Below are 26,229 nucleotides of genomic sequence, written 5' to 3'. Positions count from 1 at the left end.
CGGCTACTTTCGGCCGATGAACCAGTCCTGCAACTTACGCAAGCGCGCCTGAAGTTGTTCCTCGTTCGCCTGGGCTACAGCAGGTCCACCGCACAGTTCGCGCAGCTTTGTGTGCACCACTCCATGCGGTGTGCCTGTCCGGGCGGACCAGGCTGCTACGTTCTTGGCCAGTTCGTTGCGTAAGTCCATGAGCATGCGGTGGTCGGGTACGGCCGGTGCAGCTGCGGCAGCCAAAGGCGACTGACGTTTTTTGCGCGATTGCTGTTCGTGCTGCCGCTGACGCAGCAACGTCCCTACTTGCTCGGCGTCGAGAAGCCCGGGAATGCCCAGGAAGTCCAACTCGTCATCAGAGCCGATGTCCGCTCCCGTACCGAATTCACCGCCGTCGAAAAGGACGCGGTCAAAGGAAGCCTGCGAGTCCAGAGCCTCGAACTTGCCCTTGGTCAGTTCGTCCGAAGCCTTGTCCTCGCGGTTGGCCTCGGCCATGAGGTTCTCTTCCGGGCTGAAAAGTCCGTCCTCATCCTTTTCCGGGCGGTCAAGGGCGTGGTCGCGCTCGGCCTCCATCGTGTTGGCCAGCACCATGAGGGGTGGTACTGACGGCAGGAAGACCGACGCCGTCTCACCCCTTTTGCGGGCACGCACAAAGCGGCCTACGGCCTGGGCAAAAAACAGCGGCGTAGAGGTGGACGTGGCGTAGACGCCCACCGAGAGGCGCGGAACGTCCACGCCTTCGGACACCATGCGGACAGCGACCATCCACCGCTTGTCTCCCGCGGAGAACTCCTCGATCTTGCTGGAAGCCTTCGAGTCGTCCGAAAGAATCACTGTGGGCGACTGCCCGGTGATCTTCTTAAGCTGCCCCGCATAGGCGCGGGCGTCGTCGTGATCCGTGGCGATAACCAGCCCACCGGCGTCCGGGACGGTCCGGCGAACCTCGCCAAGGCGTTTATCCGCGGCGGCAAGGACAGCCGGGATCCATTCACCCGTCGGGTTCAACGCAGTACGCCACGCTTGCGAGGTAATGTCCTTGGTGACAGCCGCTTCCCCGAGGGAGGCGGCCATTTCGTCACCTGCACTGGTCCTCCAGCGCATCTGGCCTGAGTAAGCCATGAAAAGCACGGGACGCACCACGTGGTCCCGGAGGGCATTGCCGTAGCCATACGTGTAATCGGCTTTGGAGCGCCGAATACCGTCGCGGTCCTCGGCGTATTCCACGAACGGGATGGGTGAGGTATCGGAACGGAACGGCGTACCGGTCAGGGAAAGGCGCCTTGCCGCTGGATCAAAGGCCTCGCGCAAGCCGTCACCCCAGGACAGGGCCTCTCCACCGTGGTGGATTTCGTCCAGGATGACCAGTGTCCGGGCGGCTTCTGTTTTGGCACGGTGCAGCATCGGCTTGCTCGCCACCTGGGCATATGTCACAGCGACACCAACGAACCCACGGCCATGCTGGCCGTCGGAATTCTTGAAGTTGGGGTCGATGGCAATGCCCACCCGGGCAGCGGCGTCAGCCCACTGCCGTTTCAGATGGTCCGTAGGGGCAACGATGGTGATCCTGTTAACAACGCCGCTATCCAGCAGCGTGGTGGCAATCCGCAAGGCAAAGGTGGTTTTACCAGCGCCAGGTGTAGCCACTGCAAGGAAATCCTTTGGATGTCTGGCCATATAGAGGTCCAGGGCTTCCTGCTGCCAGGCGCGCAGCTTGGGTGCTGTACCCCAGGCGGCGCGTTCCGGGTATGCCGGAGGCAGGGATGGACCACCAAATAATGTTTCTGTCATGCGGACTCCCCCGGCCTGATGGCAGCGAAAATTAGCCCCGGTTCTCCGGGCACGCGGCAGTGGACCGCAGTGCGGTCACGATCGGAAGGGACCTGTGTTCTCTTCCCACCCACTACTTGGAATTGCCCGGGCCGCTGTCTCCACCGTCTTTGCCCGGGCGGAGACCCTCATAGATCTCCTTGCACTCCGGGCAGACCGGGAACTTCTGGGGATCGCGCCCCGGCGTCCAGACTTTGCCGCAAAGGGCAATGACGGGTTCGCCGGTCATGGCCGACTCCATGATCTTTTCCTTGCGAACATAGTGCGAGAACCGCTCGCGGTCGCCGGGCTCCACTTCCTGGCGCGTTTCCTCGCGCTCAATGGTGGATGTGGACGTTCCGGCTCCGGAAAGCTCGCGCATGGGGTCGTTTTCGAATGGATCCGGAGGAAGCGTAGTCATGGCATCCATCTTACCGTCTACAGGCCCTGCCACTCCGGCTTGTTGTCGTAGGTGTGGCGGTAGTAATCGGCCAACTTCAGCGACGACGCCGCGGCTTCGTCCACCAAAATTGTGGCGTGAGGATGCATCTGGAGGATGGATGCAGCGCAAATGGCGGCTACCGGCCCTTCGACGAAGTCCCGCACTGCCTGGGCTTTTTGTGCACCTGTAGCCACCAGGATGACGTGCCGGGCATCCATGATGGTGCCCAAGCCCTGGGTGACCACATGGTGCGGGACGTCGTCGATGCTGTTGAAAAAGCGGGCGTTGTCCTTGCGGGTCTGCTCGATCAGGGTTTTGATCCGGGTGCGGGACGCCAGCGATGAACCGGGTTCATTGAATCCAATGTGGCCGTCAGTGCCCACGCCCAGGATCTGGAGGTCCACGCCGCCTGCGGCTTTAATTGCATCCTCGTAGGCCTGGCAGGCTGCTTCGAGGTCCTCGGCAGCACCGTCCGGCCCATGCACATTCTCAGGCTTGATATTCACCCGGTTGGTAAATTCGCGCCGGATCACCTCGCGGTACGACTCCGGGTGACCGGCCTCAAGTCCGACGTACTCGTCCAGCGCAAAGCCGTGTGCCTCGCTGAAATCCACGCTCCCGGCTTCGTAACGCCGGGCCAATTCATCGTAGATCGGCAGCGGGGACGAACCCGTGGCCAAACCCAGAACGGTGTTGGGCTTGCGGCGCACCAGGGCTTCGATGGCATCTGCCGCCAGAGCGCCAATCTGCTTGGTGCCAGGGAGAATGACAACTTCCATCGTCACTGCCTTTCTTACGTAGGAATCGCGCGATATTGAGACGAGGTTATCCCATGTCCCATGAGCTTGCCATGGTTGTTACGTGTCTAGCGGTTCACACTGAGCTGGGCGAACATCTCCGGGCCCCGCGCATCCAGCCATTTACCGCCAAGGCGCACCCCGGCAACCAACAGAACCATTCCCACAAGTGGACCCACCACAAGGTTAATCCAGCCAGGGACGACGCTGCCGGTAAACAGTTGGGCTCCCATCAGCGCAAGCTGCGGGAGGAGCAAAAGAACCAGGACACCCATGCCTATCATCTGCACGGCCAGTGTCTGGGCAACGTTTCCGGGTGGCTTCTTGAACGGGCTGTCACCGGGCAAGGGCACGGCAATGTTGTATCGCGCGGAGATCACCGAGGACAACCCCAAACCAGTGAACAAAGTGCCCAGCGACAGGCCGATCAGGTTCGGAGCCCATGCCCAGGAACCAGTAAAGAAAAACGGACCTATGGAAAAAAGAAGCACAAGAGGCAGGGAAATGGTCAAGCACGCCATGGCACGGCCCAGGCGGTCATCCACACCCCTGACACCCGATGCCAGATGGAGGGCAAAAGCGGTGTTGTCATAGGAAACATCAGCGCAGATGGACCACGCCATCACAAACGCCGTCAGTGGCCCAAGAAGCATGAGCATGCCGTAATCGCCGCTTTGGCTCCCGCTGAAGAAGAAGATCACAGGAAACAGTGGAACCACCACCAGCGAGCCCGCATAACGGGGGTCTTTCATCCAATAAATCAAGGCGCGGGCAGCAACCGCGCCAGCCGGTGTACCTGGCAGGACATCGAACAAGCCACGCTTACCGCCCTTCTTGGCCGAACCTCCGGCGTACGGCGGCGTCACTAAAGCATGTTGAAGCAACGCGTGCCAGCACAGCAGCAATCCGGAAACTGTTGCCCCAGCAATGAGGAGTTTCAGTCCGGCGGAAACAACGTCTCCAGCCTCAAGGTCACCGCCCAGGGACCAGGCCGCGCCAAGAGGAGTCCAGGACACTGTACGGGCAAGCGCAGGGAGATAATCCGCCGTGCCACGAACTCCGTCGACGATACCCACGATGATGGGACCCATCAGCATGAGCGGGATGAAAAAGACGAGGCTGCTGACGTCCTTGAAGCGGCGGGACGATGCCAGTCCGGCAGTCGCCGTCGTCACTACTTTTGACAACACTATGCAGGTCAAGGCCCCCAAAAACGCGCCCAGCAACGCACCCGCCACCGCTGGAAAACTGCGCCACCACGTACCAACAGTGGCAAGCGCGGTAAGGGCTGTGGCGAGGCCCGGGATACCAATGAAACCTGCCAAGGCAAGGCCGGTGAGAAGCTGGCGGGGTGGGATCGCAGATGTGGTGAACCGGGCGGGATCCAGCGTCATGTCAGCTGCGGATGCAAGAAGGGGAACCACTGCCCAGCCAAGCAGCGCTGCAGCCCCGCCCAATACCACCACCGTGTGGGCGATTTCAGCGTCCGCCCAACGCAGGGCAATCAAGGCTCCAATCAAAAGGACCATGATTCCCAGCGCATACAACAGCCCGATGCCCATGCCAATGAGCTGCGCCGGGCTGCGCATGAAGCCGTTCAGGAGCAACCGCCATTTAAGGCTTAGAAGGTGCGCAACCACTCCAGCCCCTCCGTCCGGTGCCCGCCGCCTACCAATTGCACAAACCGTTCCTCCAGCGTGGAACCGTTCCGTACTTCATCCACGGACCCCGCTGCGAGGACGCGTCCTGCTGCCACAACTGCCACATGGCTGCACATCCGCTGCACGAGGTCCATGACGTGGCTGGAGACGATGACCGTACCGCCGGAAGATACGTAGCTCTCAAGGATGCCCCTGATGTTGGCTGCCGATACCGGGTCCACCGATTCAAAGGGCTCGTCCAATACCAGCAGGCGGGGAGCATGGATCAAGGCCGAAGCCAACGCAATCTTCTTGGTCATACCGGCCGAATAGTCAACCACCAAGGATCCGGCATCGGCTTCCAGGTCCAAGGCAGCCAACAGTTCAGATACGCGCGGGCGAACCACGTCCCGGTCCATGCCGCGGAGCAGGCCCGCGTAGGTGACCAGCTGTTCCCCGGTCAGCCGGTCAAACAAACGGACGCCGTCCGGCAACACACCCATAAGCTTCTTGGCCTCCAGCGGCCGTGCCCAAACATCCACGCCGTGGACCAACGCCGTGCCAAAGTCCGGCCGCAGCAGCCCTGTGGCCATCGACAACGTGGTGGTTTTGCCGGCACCGTTCGGGCCAACCATTCCATAGAACGAACCAACAGGAACCTCAAGGCTGACGCCATCGACGGCGATCTTCCCACCGAACCGCTTGGCCAGACCACGGATGGACAGGGCCGATACTGGCAAGTCCGTGTGCGGGTCTGCTGACAGCCCGGGTTCAACGGCAGATTGCTGCGGTGCAGGCTGGCGAATGTGGAATGGCTCGGGGAGTGGCTCATGGCGCGGTTCCGTCATGAGACCAGCCTAGCCCCGGCTTCCAGTGGTGCCGGGAGGTGCTAGAAGCCGTGGCGGGGTATGGCCCTCTGGTACTGCGGAACCCAGGAAATATCGTGTCCGAGCTCGTACGCGGCCCTGAGCCACCAGTGCGGATCCCGCAGTGCAGCGCGGGCCATGAAGACCGCATCCGCACGTCCATTCGCCACGATATCCTCGGCCTGCGTGGCACTTGTGAGAAGGCCCACAGCACCAGTGAGTACACCGGCGTCGCGTTTTACTTGTTCAGCGAATCCAGCTTGGTAACCGGGAGCGGGCCTGATGTGCTGATGGGCGACGGCCCCGCCGCTGGAGACGTCCACGAGGTCGACTCCGTGTTCGGACACCGCCTTCGCGAGGCGGATAGAGGCCTCAACATCCACTCCCCCTTCAGCCCAATCAGTTGCGGAGATCCGCAACAACAGTGGCATGGAGTCCGGAATGACCTCCCTCACGGCGTCCACCACCGACAGCATCAACCGGTTCCGCCCGTCCTCCGTTCCACCCCAACTGTCCGTTCGTGTGTTGATAAGGGGGCTTTGGAACTGGTGCAGAAGGTATCCATGGGCGCCGTGGATCTCCACGGTGTCGAAACCTACGGCCACAGCCCGCTCAGCTGCGGCAGCAAAGTCGGCAATGACTCCCTGGATGTCTTCTTCGCTCATGGCTTCGGGCGCTGCATAGCCGTCGTAGGGCTGCTGGGCAGGACCAAAAGTGACCCACCCGCCGTCGGATGCTGGAACGGAACCGGTCCGGTCTGAAAACGGCCAGTAAGTCGACGCCTTACGCCCGGCGTGCGCCAGCTGGGCGCCGATCTTGCAGTCGACAGCGCCATGCCGGTGAACGAAATGCACAATCCGCTCCCAGCCCGCTGCCTGCTCATCGGAGTACATTCCAGCGTCCCTGGGGCTGATACGGCCGGATGCATTCACCGCAGCAGCTTCACTCAGGATCAAAGCAGCACCACCGGCGGCAAAGGATCCGAGGTGCATCAAGTGCCAGTCGTTGGGTACGCCTTCCCCGGTTTCAGGGGTGCAACTGTACTGGCACATGGGTGACACCCACCCACGGTGCGCAGTGCCCAGCGAACGGAGCTGCAGGGGTGTGAACAGCGCCGAGGGCACTAGAAAAGAACCCTCGCAAGCCCTTGACGGGCTTTGGCCACCCGCTCATCCGAGGTGCCCACTACCTCGAAAAGATCAAGCAGGCGTAGACGGGCGGTCTCGCGCTCGGGGCCGAAATTCCGGCCGATGAATGCAATGATGCGGTTGAATCCATCCTCGATGTGCCCGCCGGAGACGTCGAGGTCGGCCACGCCCAACTGGGCCTGCACGTTATCGGGCTCCTGTGCGGCCAGTTCCCGCAGGTTTTCAGCTTCGGCAGCTGACATCTTCTCAAGCCGGGCCATCAGCTCCACCTGCGCCAGACCTGCTTTGGCATCGGCGTCTGCAGGCATTTCCAGCAGTGCCTGCTTATAGGCCGCGGCTGCCCCCGCGTAGTCTCCGGCCTCGATCGCGTCGATGGCTGCTTGGTGGAGGGGAGGCAGCGGTGCTGGTTCCGCTTCGCCCTCCGGCGCAGCATCGCCGATGCTCCCGGTGACTCCATTGGCCGCCGCAACCTTGAGCAGTTCATCAACGAGGCCACGGATCTGCTCGTCGTCGGCAGGACCCTGAAAGAGCGGCACGGGCTGGCCCTTGACCACGGCGACAGCCGTGGGAACGGCCTGGACCTGGAAAGCCTGTGCGAGTTGAGGGAACGCGTCCACGTCAGCGGCAGCAAGAATCAATCGACCGCTGTAGCTTTCGACGACGCGCTGGGCAGCGTCAAGGACGGCCGGAGATTCGGCGGCATAGCGTGACCAGAGAAGGAAGAGGACAGGTATCTGGGCGGACAACTGCACCAGATCCTGGAAATTGGTTTCGGTAGCGTCCACGCGAAGGGGTGCACGTCCCGATTCAGCTCCGCCTGATCCGCCGGATTCCGGAGTACCGGAATCGGCAGCCGCGCCTGCGGGCGGGGACTGGGGTGGGGCTGCGGGCCGGCGCAACGACGAGAGGTCGACGGCGCCGCGCAGGTTGAGCTGGCTGGCAGCGGCTGGAGTGGGTCGGTATCCGGGCGAACTCATACCGTCCACTCTAGCCGCTGCCCTGCCAAGGGTGTGCCCTACTTGAAGCTGGCTCCCACAAGTCCGCGGGTAGCCGCTACGAGCTTCATGGGATCAGCTGAACCTGCCGGCGGAATGTAAACCGCCACGGACTCGGCGAAGTTCAGGACCATGCCGGTGGTGGTTTCCTTGCCGCCGGCGAAGACAGCGGAGTCGTCCTCAAGAATGAGTTTGTCCCCTGCCGCTTTCGGCGTCCCTTCGAAGGCGAAGTCCAGGCGTCCCACAACCAGGGCGCCGCCGTCGGCTGTGCGCAGCACCACGGTCTGGTTGTTCACGGGGGTGTGGGAGAACTTGAAGTTGGCACTGGTCCCGTTCTTCACGGTGTCTGCCTGGTAGGCAAGGGCACCGGCGATGTACGGCGAGGATTGACCATCAGCCAGCTTGCTCCTGTTCGGCGAGTCAGGAGTTGTCAGCATCTCACCGAGGATTCCCAAGGCTTCGTTGCCGCTGTAAGCCAAACCGGTCTTGTCATCGGCGGCCGCAGGAGCGGTTCCGTCACGGGGAACGGGGAACGAAGGGAAGTTGGTGCCCGGCTGCAACGGAGCGCTGCCCCAGAGCTTGTAGTTTTCCCGTGGTGAGAGCTGAACCAACGTCAGGACCTGGGGCACGACGTTGCCCTCGCCCTGGGTCAGGGCGAACACGGTACGGGGCCAGTCGCGCTTGGTACTGATGACGCTGCTCTGGAGCTTGGTGGCACGAACCGGCATGCGGGGCTCGTAGGCAGACACCGTAGAGCGGATCTTGTAGTTCTGAGTGCGGACCTGGAGTTCCATCTTGTCCACGCGCGGCGCGAGCTTTGCAGCATCCTTGGCGGCATCCGCTGCGTCCACAGTGCTGGCAACCTGCTCCAGGATGCGCTGTAGCTGCGATTCGAGCATCACAGGTGCTGCGTCCCCTTCCGTCGCAGTGGAAGAAGAGGGGCTGGAAGTGTTCGTAGGCTGAGGGGTGGACGTTGCCTGGGCAGCGATTGCCGTACCTCCCACAAGCGCGGTGGCAAGTGCCGCGGCAACGGCAGTAATCCGCAGGCTTGAGCCTTCCGCTCCAGCGCCCCGGGGACCATCAACCTTGCCGGGCGGCGCCTGGACGGGCAGGGAGGTGGTTTCCCCGCCACTGTGCGGCCCACCGAAGTCATCACCATTGCGGTGCTCATCGCCCTTGCGGCGGTTGCTGATGGCCTTGGAAATGAACGGGAGGGCTACGCCGGCAAGCATGATGATTATGCCAAGCACGATGAGCGGCACGGCCCAAGGCGTGGTTGCGTTATTGGGGAAAGTCATCGAGATGGACGACGGCGCGGGCTTGGTTCCGTCGCTGGCAACCAAGAGAGACCACTCGCCTCCGGCAGGCGGATTCCAGGTGTAGTCCAGCTCTCCACTGGCGTCTTCAGTGTTAACCCACAGATCCGAACCGACAGGAGAGGGAGCTGTTGGTTCGCCGTCGGAGGAGGCCACTTCAAGGGACTTCTGGTCCTTGGAGACACCAGTCAGAGTATTGTGGGCGGTTTTACCCACCCAGGCTTCGACGTCGTCCGGGCGGCCCGTAGCGACGATGAAGTTGCCTTCACCCTGGATCTTGATCTTCACCGGCCCGTCATGGAGGGCGATCAACTTTTGGTCGATCACGGTTAGCGGGGCAGCTTTTGTGTCACTGGGAACCGAGGCCGTCACGGTCTCGGCGGGGGCCCAGAAAGTCAGCTGGCCAATGCCGGCCAGCATCGTCAGCAGGCCCAGCAGCACCAGCAAGGCTGCAGTCTTCAAACGCACAGGATCACCTATCATCAGCGGTCGTTGAACTTCAAGGGTAACCGTTTTGTTATCAAAGAGTCAGATCGGCCCATGGCAACGGAGACGCCCAGATCCCTGCAATGGCGCCGCGAAGGCCGGATTCCGGGCTCCTGATAGTGTGGCGATGATCATGATATCCGGTAGAAAAGGCAGCAGAACCGCGTGAAAGACCACTTGGAGCCCCGTCCCATCGATGAGTCCGGGTCAGCCGTGGTGGATGCCCCCGCGGATGGGACGTCCGCTACTGTTCCGATCCATACCGGGCGTCTGGCCGCAATAGCCCGCAAGCTGCGGCAACCCATTCCCGGAGCCCGCACACGCGTCCGGTTCGAGATGCCTCCCGAGGACGAGGCCGTTGCCGTCGCGGAGGGCATCAAGGCCGACGAGGACAACGATTTCGGCGCTCCAGGTCCCCGCATGTCGTCCCAGCACCCGCTGTATGTGGGCTTCATGGGCACCGCGGGGGTTGGCGTGGCCCTGCTGGTCTTTTATATCGCCAGCAATACCACCCAGCTGATCCTGTGGATCGTTGCCGCACTCTTCATCGCCCTCGGCCTGGATCCGGTAGTCCGATGGCTTGAGACCCGGAAGGTCCCACGCCCCGGCGGCATCCTGATATCTGTCTCTGTCCTGGTCCTTGCGGTTGCCGGGTTCTTTGCAACGTTGATTCCCACCATCGTGGAACAGGTTTCCGAGATCGTCCGGCAGGCGCCGGAGTGGATACGGGGCTTCCTCGACTCGGATTTCTTCCGGACTGTGGACAGCCAGTTCGGCATTCGCGACCGCATCACTACCGAACTGGATAAGTTCGTCAAGGATCCCGAAGCCATGGGCGGCATCTTCGGTGGCGTGGTGGGCTTCGGTTCCACAGTGGCCAACGGATTGTTCGGCACGCTGATTGTCCTGGTGCTTAGCCTGTACTTCCTGGCTGCCCTGCCATCCATGAAGAAATGGGCCTACCGCCTGGCGCCTAGGTCGCGCCGCCCCCGCGTCGAGGCACTTTCGGAAGCGATTACCGATTCAGTAGGCAACTACGTGATTGGCCAGGCTTGCGTCGCCCTGCTGAACGCATTCTTTGCCTTCATCGTCATGAGCATCCTCGGCATCCCCTTCAGCGTCCTGCTTGCCTTCGTGGTGGCGCTGTTGGCCTTCATCCCGCTGGTTGGCGGCATGATCGCCGCCGTCGTGGTTATCCTCGTGGCGCTCACAGCCGGCTGGCAAACAGCCGTCATCTATGCGATCGCCTACTTTGCCTACCTGCAGTTCGAGGCCTATTTCATCTCGCCCCGCATCATGCAGCGGGCTGTGGCCGTGCCGGGCGCAGTAGCCGTGATTTCAGTCATCGCCGGCGGAAGCCTGCTGGGTGTCCTGGGTGCGTTGATTGCCATTCCGACAGCGGCGGCCATCATGCTGCTGATCAAGGAAGTCTTCATCATGCGCCAAGACAGGCACTGACTTTCCCCAGCCTACTCATGCCGCGGTGGCGACCGGGCCCGCCCACTCACGTGGCAGCCCGTCCACGCCGGCACCTGCTGCAGTGACGTCGTCGACGATTTCGTCCAGGACACGCGCCGCGTACTTCTCCCCCACCCACAGGTGCTTGGCACCGTCGACGCCCACCAGCCGGGCTTGGGGTACCAAGCTGAAGCGCTGGGCTGCTTCTGCAGGGCGAAGATAATCGTCGTGTTCCGGAACCAGCACGGTAAGCGGCTTGCCCGAGGCTGCCCACTCCTTGAGGTGGACATCCGTTGCCCGGTGCAGCGGTGGAGACAACAGGACCGCACCCTCGATCTGCGACGCCACGGGTTCAACTGCGCCGTACATCAGTGCAAGTTCCGTCCCGAACGACCAACCCACCAACCACCGATTCGGCAGGCCACGCTCAACAGCGAAACGGACAGCTGCTTCGACGTCGTAACGCTCGCCGATGCCCTCTTCAAACTTGCCCTGGCTGGTCCCGCGCGGCGAGTGTGTGCCACGGGTATTGAACCTCAGGACCGCTACGCCTGCCAAAGCCGGCAGCCTATACGAAGCCTTGCGGTAGACATGGGAGTCCATGAAGCCGCCATGGGTCGGCAGCGGATGGAGGGTGATCAACGTTGCACTGATCTTCCCCGATTCCGGCACGGCGAGTTCCCCCAGCAGGAGTTTTCCGTCTTCCGTGGTGAATTCCACATTCTCCCGACGCGCGGGAAGGACGGTGGAGGCCCGAATCGCCGACGGAGCATCCTGCGCAGTGAAAACGAACGAGGCGGGGTCAAAAGTCATGCCACCAAGCCTAAGGGAACCAACGGGACCTGGTCAGCGATACCGGTAGGTCCGTGACGTCCAGCAGTTGGTGTGCCAGTGCCTGCGCTCGGCCAGCCCGGCCGCTTCGCCAAAAAGGTGGTTATCCGACCACACCACCAGATGTGCGATGCCTGGGAGGATGGCTGTCGAGCAGCCGGGGCAGATGTACTGCTTCTCCGCCTTCCTCGCCGTCATGGTACGGACCATCCAGTCACCATCCGGGGCGCTTTCCCTGCGCGCAATCCCCGCCCTCGCCCGTTCCAGATCCAGTTCCGGGGCCTCGTCTGCCCACTTGCCGGCAGGTTTGTTCGAACGTGTGCTGGCGGCGTTGCGACGAGGGCGGTTGGAGCGGGGCATGATTCCATTCTGCCCCAGCCACCGGCCGCCAACGGGTAAGGTAAGGCGGGTGCGACTCGTCATAGCCCGTTGTTCTGTTGATTATGTTGGCCGTCTCAAGGCCCACCTCCCCCTCGCCACCAGGCTCTTGCTGGTCAAGGCCGATGGCTCGGTACTGGTGCACTCCGACGGCGGTTCGTACAAGCCGTTGAACTGGATGAGCCCGCCGGCCACGCTGCGGGTTACGTCCCCTGAGGAAACCGAAGTGGAAGAGGGCGTGGTTGAGCAGTGGACCGTGCAGTCGGCCAAGACCGATGATCGGCTCATTATCAACATCTATGAACAACTGCATGACACCTCCCATGATCTGGGTGTTGATCCTGGGCTGATCAAGGACGGCGTGGAAGCTGACCTGCAACGCCTCCTGGCAGAACAGATCGAGACCCTCGGAACCGGGTACTCACTCATCCGCCGGGAGTACTTCACCGCCATCGGACCCGTGGACATCCTTGCCCGGGACGCGAGCGGCGCCACCGTGGCGATTGAGCTGAAGCGGCGCGGCGACATCGACGGCGTCGAGCAGCTGACCCGGTATCTGGAGCTGCTGAACCGGGATCCACTACTGGCGCCAGTCCGGGGGATTTTTGCAGCCCAACAGATCAAGCCCCAAGCCAAAGTCCTGGCCAACGACCGCGGAATTGACTGCATAACACTGGACTATGACGCCATGCGCGGCGTGGATGACAGCGAATCCCGGCTCTTCTGATTCTTCCCTGTTCTCGCTCGGTTCTCCCTGGGTTCTCCCCGGGGTTTTCCCTGGGTTCTCCCTCTGGGGGGAACCTTAGGCCACTAGAATCAGAGTCATGACTGCCGCAGACCATTTTGCCCATTCTTCCGCGCCCAGCCAGCAGATCCTCACGGGAACACTTGTAAGTGACGGCGCGGTGGTGGAAGACGGCCTCCTGGCCATCGACGGCGACCGCATTGCTTATGCCGGGCCGGCGGACGGCTTTGACGCGGATGAGTTTGACGGCTTCGGGCACGCCATACGCATCGGTGCGCCCAGCGGCCACTTCATCTTCCCTGGTTTGGTGGACGTCCACTGCCACGGCGGAAATGGTGGGGACTTTCCAGGCGGGGAGGAGGCCTCGGCCCGCAAAGCAGTTGAGTTCCTGCACCGCTCCGGCACCACAACTTTCCTCGCGAGCATGGTTACCGCGCCCCGGGAGGACCTCCTTCGCGGGATCGAACTGTATGTGAAGCTCGTCGACGAAGGCCTTGTGGCCGGCATCCACCTGGAGGGCCCTTTCCTCTCCCATGCACGATGCGGCGCCCAGAACCCGGACTACCTGCTGGAGCCGGACCTGGACCTCATGAACGAACTCGTGGGTGCTGCCGCCGGCAAACTTGCCACCATGACATATGCCCCGGAATTGCCGGGGGCCGCTGCCTTGGTAGATTTAATGACCTTCCACGGCGTGACGCCATCGTTGGGTCACACCGACTGCGACGACGCCACAGCCGCTGCGTCGTTGGCTGCGGCCCGTGAAGGACTGGAATCGGCAGGGTTCGACGGCGTCAGCTCGCTCCCGACCGTGACGCACCTTTTCAATGGGATGCCACCAATGCACCACCGCGCGCCAGGCCCCGTTGCTGCTTGCCTGCGGGCCGCCCAGTCGGGGAAAGCAGTGCTGGAACTCATCGCCGACGACACGCATCTGGACCCCAGCACTGTGGCTACCGTATTTCAGTTGGTGGGCGCTGCCAACATTCTTCTGGTGACCGATTCAATGTCCGCTGCCGGGCTTTCGGACGGAAACTACATGCTCGGGCCCTCGCCGGTGACCGTGAGCAATGGCGTGGCGACCCTGGATTCCACTGGTTCCATCGCAGGAGGCACAGCCACACTCCTGGAAGTGGTCCGCAAAACCGTGGCGGCGGGTGTCGCCCTTCCGGACGCCATCTGCTCGGCGACTGCAGTGCCTGCAGCCATTCTTGGACTCTCTGACGAGGTGGGTGGATTGCGGCGGGGCCTTCGCGCTGACGTTGTTACTACCGATCAGGAACTGGGCCTTACTGCGGTCATGCGTAACGGACAGTGGCTGGCTTAGGACAATCAGACGACGGTGAATTGCGGTTGTCAGCGTTACCTTCTTTTTACCGAAAATTTTCCCGAATTGCCTTAAAGACCGTTGACCTCCGGCACGGCACATGAAAGTGTTGTAGCAGTCTTTGTGTAGGTGGTTTTCATGCTCGCAAGACGAGTTGCGAGCGTGAAGCTCCTGCGAAACCATACAGGCCAAGCCTGGACGGAATCCGGATCTTCTCGCGGAGTAACAAGGGCCGGTACGAGGTGTATCGGACTGATGTTCCATAATGAGGAGAAATACATGGCACTGGGAACCGTCAAGTGGTTCAACGCTGAAAAGGGCTTCGGCTTCATCACCCCGGATGACTCGGATGGGGATGTTTTCGTTCACTACTCTGAGATTCAGACCGGTGGTTTCAAGACCCTCGATGAGAACCAGCGCGTTCAGTTCGAGATCGGTCAGGGCGCCAAGGGCCCCCAGGCAACCGGCGTTACGGTCGTCTAGTCTTACCTGTTGATTTTGTTTGTTGCAGTTTCAACTGACATGTTGGTCCCGGCTTTCGAGGCGGGACCAACATGTTTAATAGTCAGAATGTCTGATATTTCAACGACTCCTGTTACAAACCGTGAAGAAATGCGGGACGCCATCTTGGAATAGGCGTTGACAATTCAAGCAACGAGGGTTCGCAGTAATCTGGCGGATTGTCGAACAGACAATCCCGGAAGGTATGCGCGACTCAATGCCCTGCCTATTGCCGGGAGGTGCAACGGGTCTTGGTAATACATGTACAAAGTTCGGTAGTCCGGTTGGAAACGTGATTTAAAAGAAGCCAACGATCGGAAACCATAAACAGGCTCCAGCGCCTGGCCAACCAGGTCCAGCATGCCGGCAAGTCCCTCGGCCCGCTGATCAATCTCACCCTTTTCCCGTGCCAGGGGCGAACCGGAAAGGGATATGGCGTCCACGGACTCCCGGAGATGCAGGATGGCCGAGGCAATCAGGAATTCCATCACTCCGGGGAAGGCATCGCCACGGCGACGCATGAAGTCCAAGGTCCAGCTCACAACGTTGCCGTCCCGGTAGACCGGAAGCCAGCTGGTCACCCCGTAAACGAACCCCTTTGCGTCAGTTGCCACGCAGCACAACACATCAGGGTCCTCGAGCTCATCCAGGCCGCCCAACGTGAACCCCATCTCAGGTACGCGCTTTTGCGCAGCCCACTCTTCGGACACCTCGCCCACTTGCGCCCGCAGGGCATGCGGAAGCGCGGCATACCGACCCCATGTGGCGGTGATTCCCATCTTTGCTGCCCGGTTGAGTGATGTCCTGACGTTCTGCCACTCCTTGCCGCGGAACTCCAAGCCCCTGATCCTCAAGCGGGTTTCCTGGGCGACGGCAACCCTTCGAAAACCGCGGGCCTGAAGCATAGGCCATAATTCATCGGTGCAGGAGTAGAGGCAAGGTATCAAGGCATGCTGGGAGCAGTAGTCAAGGAATCCTCCAGCCGTCTCCGCATGGTGCTCCTTCGCACCTACGGGACCCGCCAAAGTCAGGGCGACATGGCCATGCTGCTGATAGGCCACTCCCCCGGTCCCCCGGGGATTGAACCAGTATTTGTTCGGCTCCCAGAGCGCCATCCAAGACAGCGAATCACCGCCGGTTTTCACCAATTCACGTGCGCGATCCCTTCCTTGATGGTCCAAACCTGCGGAATGGTGGCCTCGGATGAGGAGTACCCACGCTCCAATCAATGCCACTAGCCAGAAGACGGTGCCGGAGTAGGAAAACAGGAACACTTCAAGAGCGTCGCGCTCAGCAAACACTTTCCGGTACACGCTGGGCAACGGAACCGGCAGGTACTGTCTGGCGAGCTCGGCACCCAAACCCAAGAGGCCGCCGTCGCGCGTCATACCGCCTGAAGCCAACCACACGCCAGCGTACGCGAGCGCCAGTGTTCCGCCGGTGAGGCCAACGAGCCAGAAGACCCGCCGCCGCATCCGGGCAGAAGACTCAACGCGGAAATGTCCACGATAAGCGAACAAGAGGACCGCCAGGGTCAGCGGAACCAAGACCAGGGGAATGAGATGTACAACAGCCGGGTTCAACGTGGGCACTCGACGCCCTTGAGGCAACGGGATGCTGGCGAAAAGCCCCAAATAAACTGTGGAAAGGGCCACGACCAACAGTTGGACACCGATGGCTATCCCAAGGGCCAGACGCCTGCCACGACGCATGCCCTCGGCGCAAATGAGCAACAACACCACGGGCACGACAGCCAGGGCCAGCCCGAAAGGGCCCGTGTAACCCTGGCGGCTTAACTCAAGGCAAGCAACGTCGATTGTCCCACCGCAAGTGCTTTCCAATTGGCTCAGTGTCGGGAGCGGGTTCAGGATGACATCCCGCAAAATTGCCAGAGGACCGGACGGGCTCTTGGCGGCAGCAGTCAGGATAGGGCCGGCAGCGAAAATGGCCATGGTGAGGGCCAGCAGGTTCCGGACTTCGCGGCCCGTGGAGCGGTGTAAATGAAGGTGACCCTGGCTGCTCTGCATCCACCAGGCAGCTCCAAGGCCGATCAACGCTCCCACAAGGCCCATCACTGTCTCGGCATGTCCGATGTACAGCACCAGCAGCAGGGACAAGGAGAGCACCACGGTCCTCAGGCGTCGTTGCCACAGCGTCGGCAGCAACGCACTGGCTGCAAGTGCCGTAGCGATCAGGGCGCCATAGGGTCCGATCAGCGGGGTATCCACCATCCTGGAGATCCAACCGTCATCCATGTACAGCGCCACTTGGGTGACCAGGAGGAACGCCGCAATGCACGCAAACTGACTCCCCAGGAAGACACCGGCCGTCCGGAGGAAGCCGAAACGCCGCTCCGCCAGCCCCAACAGGAAGAGGATCATGAGGGCTGCCGTGACAAACGCCAACAGGTTGGTGGTGAAGAACAGCGACGTCCAGATGGACCACCACTGCCCCGACCGCAGACCGGCCAGGGTCACTCCCGCCACAGGCAGCAAGGATTCTGCAGGTCCCGCAAGGATACTTCCGGACAGAAGGGACACCGCTACGAACAAGGCAAGGACGAACGTGGTGAACGGTGTGGCGCGGAGATGTTTGGCGGTCTGCCTCAAGGCCGGCTGCACGACGCCTTTCAGGGCAAGGCTCATTGGCTTAGTCCCCATCGGGAAGACAGGAACTCCAAGGCACCAGGCATACCCCTGACCACTGTGTCCCAAGAGTGGCCGGCGTGTTGAATGGAGTGCGCTTCCGTGGTGAAACCCGCTTCCTTCCCAGCATCCGCGAGAACGTGCATGTAGTCGGTAAACTCAGTGTCAGTGGCTCCTGCAGCCAAGTACAGGCCGCTGCCTTCGTAATTCCGCTGCTGCATCAAGAACAATGGCGTCCTTGACTCGAAAGCGCCCACGTCGCCTTCGAACGAGTCTGCGATGGTCTTATTCCGGTCCTTCGCCAGGGAAGGCTCCCGTTCAGCGGAAAAACCCACTATCGAAGTGAACAGTTCGGGATGGTTTGTCCCCATCTGTACGGCGCACGTACCGCCGAACGAAAAACCACCAACAGCCCACAACCGATGATCTTTTGATACGTCCAAGGTGGAGCTGATCCAGGTGGGCACATCCTGGGACAGGTAAGTGTCAGCCTGCGCGATGCGGCTGTCCATGCACAGCGTATTGGCGTTTCCCGAGCCATTTGGGTCCACCACGATCGCGACCGGTGCGATGCCGCCATGGGCTTCAGCAAACCTGTCCAGTTGTGCGCGGAGTTGGCCCCCGGTTAACCAGTCGGCCGGACCACCGGGCTGCCCTGAAAAGAGCACCAGCACCGGCAAACTTGGCCGTGCTGCAGTTTGATAGGCCGGTGGAAGGTAGATGTAGGCTTCGCGTGCTGTGAAGCCCGATGCGTTTCCCGGGATTTGAGCCTTCCGAAGGATGCCGCTCCGCGGCATTGACTCCGGAGCTTTCCAAACCGAGGGCGCAGGTCCCGGCTTGCTGTCCGGAGCGCGTTGAAGGCTTGACTCCAAAGGTTGAATCCGGGCGACGGCCGTGCCCAGAAGGTCAGCGACAGTGTTGTTGAGGCCAAAGTACGCATTGACCTGGACGAGGCTCACGAGGACTACGCCAAGCATGGCAGCAAGGCTTCGGACACGGCTCTTCCAGGTGGCGCGCGGAAAGCGGGCCCCAAACAGCAGGGCGGCCGCGACAGCCGGAACCGACCAGGCCACAGTCTCAAAGGGAAGATTTTCCGAGAAGATGGCCATCAGATCAACCAGGATCCAATGTGCCAGGACCACAAGGCCAACAGCACCCGCCAAGCAGGCTGCGACCGCCAGCGGCCAGGAAGATTGGCGCTTCCACAGCAGGTACACCGCCCCCGCCATGCCCGCAATGATGCTCAACCACAGGAATGGACCATCAACAAGGCTGATGTCCAGAAGAGAATCCATGGGGCCTAACGCCAGGTTCCGACGCCGATGACAGGCCCGGCTTCGAGCCAGGAGGAAAGACCGGCATAGGCATCGAAGTTCATGGCAAGCATGAACTTCTTACCTTCATATTGGAGTTCAACCACGACGACGCCAGGCTGCACCTTGACGAGCTCATCCTCAGTCGGTTGACGCCGGCCAAGAAGCTCCAAGGAACTGCGTTTGTATCTATGTTTTGGGATCACGCTCAGGGACACCAAGCGGAACCACTCAAGTTCATTGTCCTGATAACGACAAACCCCCATCTGCCAACTGTTTCCAGCCGTGCAAATGGAGGCGTCAACCGTGCCCAGGGCGCGCCGCAGGTTGAAGCGGCGCACCCCAAAAAGGCACAGTGAAAAAATCAGCAACGCAAACGCCGTTGCCAGGGCGATGAACGGAATAAGGGAATCGTCCATCAAGGTCGTGCTATCGGATCCCCGCTGTAGCCGCTTCGCCCATTTGGGCGTTGTCAGCAACAATGACCACACGATCGTTGTCCACGGAGAAGAATCCACCGTCAACAACTACCGCAATACGGTCACCGGAAACCGGCTGGATTGCCAGCTCACCCTCAGCCAGGATGGCCAGGAGGGGCGAGTGGCCCGGCATGATTCCGATTTCACCATCGCTGGTGCGGGCCTTCACCATCTTGGCCGCGCCGGACCACACAAAGTGGTCCGCTGCGACAATCTCAACCTCGAGCTCAGCCATACTACTTGGTCTGTTCCTGGATCTTGGCCCATTGGCGCTCGACGTCATCCAGGCCGCCGACGTTGAAGAACGCCTGCTCTGCGATGTGGTCCAGCTCGCCGTCGCAGATAGCAGTGAAGCCTTCCACGGTGTCCTTGATGGACACGGTGGAGCCTTCGACGCCGGTGAACTGCTTGGCGGTGTAGGTGTTCTGGGACAGGAACTGCTGGATACGACGTGCACGAGACACGACGATCTTGTCTTCTTCAGACAGTTCGTCAACGCCGAGGATGGCGATGATGTCCTGGAGTTCCTTGTTCTTCTGCAGGATCTGCTTTACACGGACAGCCGTGTTGTAGTGGTCCTTGCCGATGTACTGGGGGTCCAGGATGCGGGAGGTCGACGTCAGCGGGTCAACGGCCGGGTACAGACCACGGGAGGCGATTTCACGGGAAAGTTCCGTGGTCGCGTCGAGGTGTGCGAAGGTCGTTGCCGGAGCTGGGTCGGTGTAGTCATCAGCAGGCACGTAAATAGCCTGCATCGAGGTGATGGAGTGACCCTTGGTGGAGGTGATGCGCTCCTGGAGGAGACCCATCTCGTCAGCGAGGTTCGGCTGGTAACCCACTGCGGACGGCATGCGGCCGAGCAGCGTGGAAACTTCCGAACCTGCCTGCGTGAAGCGGAAGATGTTGTCGATGAAGAGCAACACGTCCTGGTTCTGAACATCGCGGAAGTACTCCGCCATTGTCAGAGCCGACAGCGCAACACGCAGACGCGTTCCCGGCGGCTCATCCATCTGGCCGAAGACAAGGGCGGTGTCCTTGAGAACGCCGGCCTCTTCCATTTCAACCCAGAGGTCGTTACCTTCACGGGTACGCTCGCCAACACCGGCGAATACCGAGGTACCACCGAAGTTGCGGGCAACACGGGTGATCATTTCCTGGATCAGAACGGTCTTGCCAACACCAGCGCCGCCGAACAGGCCGATCTTTCCACCCTTGATGTACGGGGTGAGGAGGTCGATAACCTTGATGCCGGTCTCGAGCATCTCCGTGGAGCCCTCGAGGGAAGCGAAGGACGGAGCCTTGCGGTGGATCGGCCAGTAAGCGTCAGCCTTGATCTCGGACTCTTCAACATCCAGCGGCTTGCCGAGGACGTTGAAGATGTGGCCCTTGACGCCGTCGCCGACGGGCACAGAGATCGGAGCGCCGGAGTCCCGCACGGTGGTACCGCGGACGAGTCCGTCGGTAGCCTGCAGGGAGATGGCGCGAACGAGGTTGTCACCCAAGTGCTGGGAGGTCTCGAACGTGATGGTCTTGGTCTGGCCATTGAGAGTGATCTCAGTGGTCAGAGCGTTGTAAATCGAGGGGATTGCGTCAGCCGGGAATTCGACGTCGACAACCGGACCAATAACACGGGCAATGCGGCCGGTGGCACCGGCCGTTGCTACGTGTTCGGTAGCAGTGGCAGTCATCTCTCTCACTTCACTCAGTAGATGGCGTGGGGTTAAGTTTATCTGTTTGGTGCAGGTGCGGCTTCGAGCCGAATCCGTACCGGCTAGGACGCGAGGGCGTCGGCGCCAGCCACGATCTCGGAAAGCTCCTGCGTAATCTCGGCCTGACGGGCCGTGTTGCGAAGGCGCGTGTACTTCTTGATCAGGTCCGTAGCGTTGTCACCGGCCGACTTCATGGCGCGCTGGCGGGCTGCGAGCTCGGAAGCTGCCGCCTGCAGCATGGCTGCGAAGATGCGGGACTCGATGTAACGCGGAAGCAGGGCGTCAAGGACCTGCTCCGTTTCCGGTTCAAACTCGTACAACGGCAGCAGCTCTGACTCCGAGGCTGCTTCCTCTTCGACGACCTCCAAGGGAAGCAAACGGATAACCGTCGGCTCCTGGGTCACCATGGACTTGAAGCGGGTGTAGACGACGTGGATTTCGTCCACGCCACCCTCTTCGAAGTCAGTGGCGAAGTCTTCGAGAAGTGCCGCTCCGACTTCCTGTGCGGTTTCGAATTCCGGTGCGTCCGTGCCGCCAGTCCATACACGGGCGTAGTCACGGTTGCGGAAATCGAAGTACGCTTGCGCCTTGCGGCCCAACAGGTACGCCTTGACTTCCTTGCCTTCTGCATGAAGAAGCTCGGTGAGACCTTCAGCCTGCTTGAGCACACTCGCAGAGTAGGATCCTGCAAGGCCACGGTCCGAGGTAATGATCAGGACTGCGGCACGGCGGATCTGCTCCGGCTCGGTGGTCAGCGGGTGGTCGATTTCGGTCTGGCTTGCGACAGCAGAAACGGCGCGGGTAATCGCGTTCGCGTAAGGCAGTGAAGCTGCTACGCGGGCGCGGGCCTTACCGATGCGCGAGGTAGCGATCAGTTCCATCGCCTTGAAGATCTTGCGCATCGACGTCGTCGAGCTGATCTTCTGACGGTAGACCCGAATCTGGGCTCCCATACTTATCCTTTCCTAAGTTCCCGACGTACTGCCCTGCCGGGGCCCTTGCGGACCCCGGCAGAACAGGTCATCGAAACTAGCGCTTCTGCTTGACGATCTTTTCCTGGTCGACGTCGCCACCGGAGATCGGTGCGTGCTCTTCGTGTCCGGCGCCAACCAGGTGGTTGTCGCCCTCGCCGAAGAAGCCCTTCTTGAAGGAGACGATGGCTTCCTTCAGTGCGGCAGCGGTGTCGTCATCCAGGACGTTGGTCTGAGCCAGCGTGGTCAGGATGGAGGACTTGTGCTTCAGGTGTTCCAGGAACTCGGACTCGAAGCGGCTGATGTCTTCAACCGGGACGTCGTCCAGGTAACCGTTGGTACCAGCCCAGATGGAGACAACCTGGTCCTCAACCGGGAACGGTGAGTACTGGCCCTGCTTGAGCAGTTCCATCAGACGTGCACCACGGGTCAGCTGCTGGCGGGAAGCCGCATCCAAGTCCGAAGCGAACATGGCGAATGCCTGCATGTCACGGTACTGCGCCAGGTCCAGCTTCAAGGTACCGGAGACCTTCTTCATGGACTTGACCTGGGCAGCGCCACCGACGCGGGAGACCGACACACCAACGTCAACAGCAGGACGCTGGTTGGCGTTGAAGAGGTCAGACTGAAGGAAGATCTGGCCATCAGTAATGGAGATCACGTTGGTGGGGATGTAAGCGGAAACATCGTTGGCCTTGGTTTCGACGATCGGAAGACCGGTCATCGAGCCTGCGCCGAGCTCGTCAGAGAGCTTTGCACAACGCTCCAGCAGACGGGAGTGCAAGTAGAAGACGTCGCCCGGGTAGGCTTCGCGTCCCGGCGGACGACGCAGCAGCAGGGAAACCGCGCGGTAGGCTTCGGCCTGCTTGGAAAGGTCATCGAAGATCACCAGAACGTGCTTGCCACCGTACATCCAGTGCTGGCCGATAGCCGAGCCTGCATACGGTGCCAAGTACTTGAAGCCGGCGGGGTCCGAGGCCGGGGAGGCCACGATGGTGGTGTACTCCAGCGCGCCATGGTCCTCAAGGGTCTGGCGCACTGCGGCAATGGTGGAAGCCTTCTGGCCAACACCAACGTAAACGCAGCGGACCTGCTTGGTGACATCGCCCGAAGCCCAGTTGGCCTTCTGGTTGATGATGGTGTCCACAGCGATTGCGGTCTTGCCGGTCTGGCGGTCACCAATGATCAGCTGACGCTGGCCACGGCCGATCGGAATCATGGCGTCAATAGCCTTGAGGCCGGTCTGCATCGGTTCGTGAACCGACTTGCGCTCGGTGACGCCCGGAGCCTGGAGTTCCAGTGCACGGGTGGTCTCGGCCTTGATCTCGCCGAGGTCGTCGATCGGTTGGCCCAGCGGGTCGACAACGCGACCGAGGAAGGCATCGCCAACCGGTACGGACAGGATCTCACCGGTGCGGTGTACTTCCTGACCCTCTTCGATACCGGTGAAGTCACCGAGGATAATGACACCGATCTCGCGGACGTCAAGGTTCTGGGCCAGGCCCAGCGTGCCATCTTCGAAGCGAAGCAGCTCGTTCGCCATGACCGAGGGAAGACCCTCAACACGGGCGATGCCGTCACTTGCGGTGGTCACACGACCAACCTCTACGCGCTCTGCGTTTCCGGGTTCGTAGGACGCCGCGAACTCGTTCAACGCATTACGGACGTCGTCGGCGTTGATGGTCAATTCGGCCATCTGCAGTCCCTGCTCTCCTGTTTTCGTGATCATCGTTGCTCACGATGACCGGGTTTTATATCAGTTAAGTTGTGCTTTGTCTTCGCTAGCCAGCGAGCTGACGGCGGAGGTCGGTCAGGCGGCCGATAACAGAAGCGTCAAGCACTTCATCGCCCACCTGAACCCGGATTCCACCAATGAGGCGGGGGTCAACATTGAGGTTGACCTTCAGCTCGCGGCCGTACAGGGCGTTAAGCCCGGCCTGCAGACGGCTGGCCTGCGTTTCCGTCAACGGACGGGTAACGCTGACAGTAGCAATCCAGCGCTGCTGACGCTTGGCTGCAAGCTTGGCGAAGGACTCGACGAGCTTGCTCGGCTTGACACCGCGCGGCTGTGTTACGGCTTGGCTGATGAGAACCTTTGCTTCCTCGCTGGCGCCAGGAACAAGCTTCTCGGCAAGTGCCACCTTGGCCGCTGCGGATGCCTGCGGCTCAGACAGAGCACGTTGTACTTCGTGGCTGGAAGCGACGGCCTGGTTGAAAGCAAACAGATCGTTTTCCAGCTCTTCCAGCCCCGTAATACCAGAGGCAGAAACGGCCGACTTGTTTTCAGCTACGGCAATGACAACCGTGGCGGCAAGAGTCTCGAGTGCATCGCCGATATCGCGTGCAGATGCCCAGCGTAAGCCAGCCAGTCCGCCTGCGATTTCAGCAGCATCAGCGGAGACTTTTCCGCTAACCAGCTGCTTGACCAGCGCCGACTTCTCGTCTCCACTACGGGACGGGTCAGTCAAGGCGCGGCGCAAGCCAGCCGAGCTGTCCACCGTTCCCAGGATTCCGAAGAGGTCCTTTGCCAACTGCAGCGAGGCAAAAGGAAGCTTTGCTTCCAACTGCGCCAGCGCCGTGGTCAGCGATTCGCTCGATATACCTGCCATTACTTAGCTGCACCTGCGTTCTGGGTCTCCAGATCTGCCAGGAAGCGGTCCACAACGCGTGCGGCACGCTCATCGTCAGTGAGTGCTTCACCAACGATGCGGCCAGCCAACGTGGTAGCCAAAGTGCCAACCTCTGAGCGAAGCGAGACAACAGCTGCCTGGCGCTCGGACTCAATGGCGGCGTGTGCCTGCTCGGTGATGCGGGCAGACTCGGCAGCAGCCTTCGCCTTCAGGTCCGCGAGGATCTGGGCGCCTTCAGCGCGTGCTTCTTCGCGGATCCGGTTGGCTTCGGCGCGGGCATCGGTGAGCTGCTGCTTGTACTCTTCAAGAGCTGCAGAAGCTTCGGCCTGTGCCTTTTCTGCCTTTGCGATGCCACCTTCAATCGCTTCGGCGCGCTCTGCGAAGGTCTTCTCGAACATCGGGACAATGAACTTGACCACGATGTACAGGAGGACAGCAAAGCCGACGAGGACGACACCCATTTCCCAAACATTGGGAACGAGAGGGTTAGTGGCCTCTTCGCCTTCAGTGGCGGCTGAGATGATCAGCTGATTCATATTTCACCCGTCCTATCTACTCGTGTGTGGAATTCGCCTGGTTCTTCGGTTTACTTGAGAACGAAAGCGAAGACCAGGCCGAGGATGGCGAGGGCTTCGGTCAGAGCAAGACCAAGGAACGCGATCGGCTGCAGCACGCGCTGAGCTTCCGGCTGACGTGCAACACCGTTGATGTAGGCGGCGAACACGAGACCCACACCGATACCACCGCCGATGGCCGAGAGACCGTAGCCGATGAGGTTGAGGGAGCCGTTGATGGAGCCTTCCATTTTTTCTTCCTTTCAAGATGCCGCCCGTGCGGCAGGTTGTTTGGGTTGCTTCATCCCCGCGAGGGGAAGATTTGGGAGCCTAGTGGCTGTCGGCGTGCAGTGCGCCTTCGATGTAGATCGCGGTCAGCAGAGTAAACACGTATGCCTGCAGGGCCATGATCAGTGCTTCCAGCATGTACATTGCGATGGCGCCGGCCAGGACCAGGACCGAGGCTCCCTTGAGCAGGACGTTCTCCTGCATGACAAGGAACTCGATGCCGGATCCGGCGAGCATGACGATCAAGTGGCCGGCCAGCATGGTCGCGAACAGACGGAGGCTGTGCGTGACGGGGCGGACCATGAAGTTCGAGATGATTTCGATCGGGACCACGATCGGCAGGATGTACCACGGCACGCCCGAAGGAACCGTTGCCAGCTTGAAGTACTTCAGGCCGTTTTTCTTGATGCCGATTGCGATCCATGTGACGTATACAACTGCAGCGAGCACATAGGCGCCGCCAACGTGCGAGAAGCTCGGGAGCTGGATCACGGGGATAGCGCCGTAGATGTTGTTCACCAGAATGAAGAAGAACAAGCTGAACAACAGCGGGACGTACTTGATGAAGTCCTTGCCGCCGATGATGTCCTTGGCGATGCTGTTACGGACGAAGCCATAGGCCATTTCGCCTGCGAACTGCAGCTTGCCGGGAACCAGCTGCTGCTTACGTGCAGCGAGGATGAAGAATGTAGCGATAATGACGACCGAAAGGATCACCAGCAGCATCTGCTTGGAGAAGCCATCGTGCGCACCCCAAGGCAGGATTGCCGGCAGGTGCATTTCGTCGATTCCGGGTGGGGTGAATGACCCCGAATCCTGGGCGGGGAGCGCAAGCGCGATCAACGCGTTTCCTCTCTGCTGTGTCCATCATTGGGCATTGGTTGGAAGCCGGACGCGCTCGACGCATCCATAT

The 26,229-nt window shown here is 61.0% G+C and carries 25 protein-coding genes; 4 read left to right on the top strand and 21 right to left on the bottom strand.

Annotated elements, in window-relative coordinates:
* Positions 1 to 3: 3 nt before the first annotated feature.
* The 8 genes from AC1DD5_RS04580 to AC1DD5_RS04545 all read right to left on the bottom strand — a co-directional run bounded on the left by AC1DD5_RS04580 (position 4) and on the right by AC1DD5_RS04545 (position 9,484).
* Positions 4 to 1,779: a DEAD/DEAH box helicase gene (locus AC1DD5_RS04580; RefSeq protein ID WP_442017090.1), complete on the bottom strand. Its 1,776-nt coding sequence runs from the start codon at positions 1,777 to 1,779 to the stop codon at positions 4 to 6.
* Positions 1,780 to 1,891: 112 nt separating this feature from the next.
* A complete protein-coding gene (locus AC1DD5_RS04575) occupies positions 1,892 to 2,227 on the bottom strand; it encodes a DUF3039 domain-containing protein (RefSeq protein WP_431120260.1) in 336 nt (111 codons plus the stop codon).
* An 8-nt stretch (positions 2,228 to 2,235) separates the two neighbouring features.
* A complete protein-coding gene (nagB, locus tag AC1DD5_RS04570; protein WP_442017089.1) occupies positions 2,236 to 3,018 on the bottom strand; it encodes a glucosamine-6-phosphate deaminase in 783 nt (260 codons plus the stop codon).
* Positions 3,019 to 3,104: 86 nt separating this feature from the next.
* Entirely contained in the window at positions 3,105 to 4,676 is a 1,572-nt protein-coding gene (locus AC1DD5_RS04565; RefSeq protein WP_442017088.1) for a transporter, read from the bottom strand.
* Positions 4,658 to 5,524, bottom strand: coding sequence for an ABC transporter ATP-binding protein (locus AC1DD5_RS04560; RefSeq protein ID WP_477520678.1), 867 nt, complete (start codon positions 5,522 to 5,524; stop codon positions 4,658 to 4,660). The genes AC1DD5_RS04565 and AC1DD5_RS04560 overlap by 19 nt, the downstream gene beginning before the upstream one ends.
* Positions 5,525 to 5,565: 41 nt before the next feature.
* Complete coding sequence (locus tag AC1DD5_RS04555; RefSeq protein WP_477520677.1) at positions 5,566 to 6,666, bottom strand: NADH:flavin oxidoreductase/NADH oxidase; 1,101 nt, start codon at positions 6,664 to 6,666, stop codon at positions 5,566 to 5,568.
* Positions 6,666 to 7,667 (bottom strand): co-chaperone YbbN, encoded by a 1,002-nt coding sequence (locus AC1DD5_RS04550; RefSeq protein WP_442017085.1) that lies wholly within the window; start codon positions 7,665 to 7,667, stop codon positions 6,666 to 6,668. Before AC1DD5_RS04550 ends, AC1DD5_RS04555 begins: the two co-directional genes overlap by 1 nt.
* 38 nt (positions 7,668 to 7,705) lie before the next feature.
* Positions 7,706 to 9,484, bottom strand: a complete 1,779-nt coding sequence (locus AC1DD5_RS04545) for a DUF8094 domain-containing protein (protein WP_477518341.1) — start codon at positions 9,482 to 9,484, stop codon at positions 7,706 to 7,708.
* Positions 9,485 to 9,652: 168 nt separating this feature from the next.
* Between AC1DD5_RS04545 and AC1DD5_RS04540 the strand changes: the two genes are divergently transcribed.
* Entirely contained in the window at positions 9,653 to 10,945 is a 1,293-nt protein-coding gene (locus tag AC1DD5_RS04540; RefSeq protein WP_477518340.1) for an AI-2E family transporter, read from the top strand.
* Between the two features lie 15 nt (positions 10,946 to 10,960).
* Here the strand turns inward: AC1DD5_RS04540 and AC1DD5_RS04535 are convergent, their stop codons facing one another.
* Positions 10,961 to 11,758, bottom strand: a complete 798-nt coding sequence (locus AC1DD5_RS04535) for an alpha/beta hydrolase (RefSeq protein WP_477518339.1) — start codon at positions 11,756 to 11,758, stop codon at positions 10,961 to 10,963.
* 33 nt (positions 11,759 to 11,791) lie between these two features.
* Positions 11,792 to 12,136, bottom strand: coding sequence for an ATP/GTP-binding protein (locus tag AC1DD5_RS04530; RefSeq protein WP_224090942.1), 345 nt, complete (start codon positions 12,134 to 12,136; stop codon positions 11,792 to 11,794).
* A gap of 49 nt (positions 12,137 to 12,185) precedes the next feature.
* Here AC1DD5_RS04530 and nucS point away from each other — a divergent pair, with 49 nt between their 5' ends.
* The 3 genes from nucS to AC1DD5_RS04515 all read left to right on the top strand — a co-directional run bounded on the left by nucS (position 12,186) and on the right by AC1DD5_RS04515 (position 14,709).
* Complete coding sequence (gene nucS, locus AC1DD5_RS04525; protein ID WP_442003856.1) at positions 12,186 to 12,881, top strand: endonuclease NucS; 696 nt, start codon at positions 12,186 to 12,188, stop codon at positions 12,879 to 12,881.
* Positions 12,882 to 12,978: 97 nt separating this feature from the next.
* Positions 12,979 to 14,226: an N-acetylglucosamine-6-phosphate deacetylase gene (locus AC1DD5_RS04520; RefSeq protein WP_477518338.1), complete on the top strand. Its 1,248-nt coding sequence runs from the start codon at positions 12,979 to 12,981 to the stop codon at positions 14,224 to 14,226.
* A 279-nt stretch (positions 14,227 to 14,505) separates the two neighbouring features.
* A complete protein-coding gene (locus AC1DD5_RS04515) occupies positions 14,506 to 14,709 on the top strand; it encodes a cold-shock protein (RefSeq protein ID WP_018776337.1) in 204 nt (67 codons plus the stop codon).
* Positions 14,710 to 14,873: 164 nt separating this feature from the next.
* Here AC1DD5_RS04515 and AC1DD5_RS04510 read toward each other — a convergent pair whose 3' ends face one another.
* From AC1DD5_RS04510 to atpB, 11 genes are all read right to left on the bottom strand, one after another.
* Positions 14,874 to 17,372, bottom strand: a complete 2,499-nt coding sequence (locus AC1DD5_RS04510) for a phosphatidylglycerol lysyltransferase domain-containing protein (protein ID WP_477518337.1) — start codon at positions 17,370 to 17,372, stop codon at positions 14,874 to 14,876.
* Complete coding sequence (locus AC1DD5_RS04505; protein WP_477520676.1) at positions 17,369 to 18,667, bottom strand: alpha/beta hydrolase; 1,299 nt, start codon at positions 18,665 to 18,667, stop codon at positions 17,369 to 17,371. The genes AC1DD5_RS04510 and AC1DD5_RS04505 overlap by 4 nt, the downstream gene beginning before the upstream one ends.
* Positions 18,668 to 18,672: 5 nt before the next feature.
* The gene (locus AC1DD5_RS04500) at positions 18,673 to 19,104 is read right to left on the bottom strand and encodes a DUF2550 domain-containing protein (RefSeq protein WP_477518335.1); all 432 of its coding nucleotides are present in this window, start codon (positions 19,102 to 19,104) and stop codon (positions 18,673 to 18,675) included.
* 10 nt (positions 19,105 to 19,114) lie between these two features.
* Positions 19,115 to 19,399, bottom strand: coding sequence for a F0F1 ATP synthase subunit epsilon (locus AC1DD5_RS04495; protein ID WP_477520675.1), 285 nt, complete (start codon positions 19,397 to 19,399; stop codon positions 19,115 to 19,117).
* A 1-nt stretch (position 19,400) separates the two neighbouring features.
* Entirely contained in the window at positions 19,401 to 20,852 is a 1,452-nt protein-coding gene (gene atpD, locus AC1DD5_RS04490; protein ID WP_431115631.1) for a F0F1 ATP synthase subunit beta, read from the bottom strand.
* Positions 20,853 to 20,935: 83 nt separating this feature from the next.
* On the bottom strand, positions 20,936 to 21,826 hold the full coding sequence (locus tag AC1DD5_RS04485; protein WP_477518334.1) for a F0F1 ATP synthase subunit gamma: 891 nt from the start codon (positions 21,824 to 21,826) through the stop codon (positions 20,936 to 20,938).
* A 76-nt stretch (positions 21,827 to 21,902) separates the two neighbouring features.
* On the bottom strand, positions 21,903 to 23,540 hold the full coding sequence (gene atpA, locus AC1DD5_RS04480) for a F0F1 ATP synthase subunit alpha (protein ID WP_442003985.1): 1,638 nt from the start codon (positions 23,538 to 23,540) through the stop codon (positions 21,903 to 21,905).
* 85 nt (positions 23,541 to 23,625) lie between these two features.
* On the bottom strand, positions 23,626 to 24,453 hold the full coding sequence (locus tag AC1DD5_RS04475) for a F0F1 ATP synthase subunit delta (protein ID WP_442017076.1): 828 nt from the start codon (positions 24,451 to 24,453) through the stop codon (positions 23,626 to 23,628).
* Entirely contained in the window at positions 24,453 to 25,010 is a 558-nt protein-coding gene (locus AC1DD5_RS04470) for a F0F1 ATP synthase subunit B (protein WP_216923955.1), read from the bottom strand. Before AC1DD5_RS04470 ends, AC1DD5_RS04475 begins: the two co-directional genes overlap by 1 nt.
* A 50-nt stretch (positions 25,011 to 25,060) precedes the next feature.
* Positions 25,061 to 25,279, bottom strand: a complete 219-nt coding sequence (gene atpE / locus AC1DD5_RS04465; RefSeq protein ID WP_003804776.1) for an ATP synthase F0 subunit C — start codon at positions 25,277 to 25,279, stop codon at positions 25,061 to 25,063.
* Positions 25,280 to 25,358: 79 nt separating this feature from the next.
* Positions 25,359 to 26,159 carry a F0F1 ATP synthase subunit A gene (gene atpB / locus AC1DD5_RS04460; RefSeq protein ID WP_442003849.1) on the bottom strand — a complete coding sequence of 267 codons (801 nt, stop codon included), beginning with the start codon at positions 26,157 to 26,159 and terminating at the stop codon, positions 25,359 to 25,361.
* Positions 26,160 to 26,229 lie beyond the last annotated feature (70 nt).

It is taken from the genome of Paenarthrobacter sp. 10L420 (assembly GCF_056395385.1).
The sequence above is the reverse complement of the archived record's forward strand: the minus strand, read 5'-3'. Positions and strand labels throughout refer to the sequence as shown.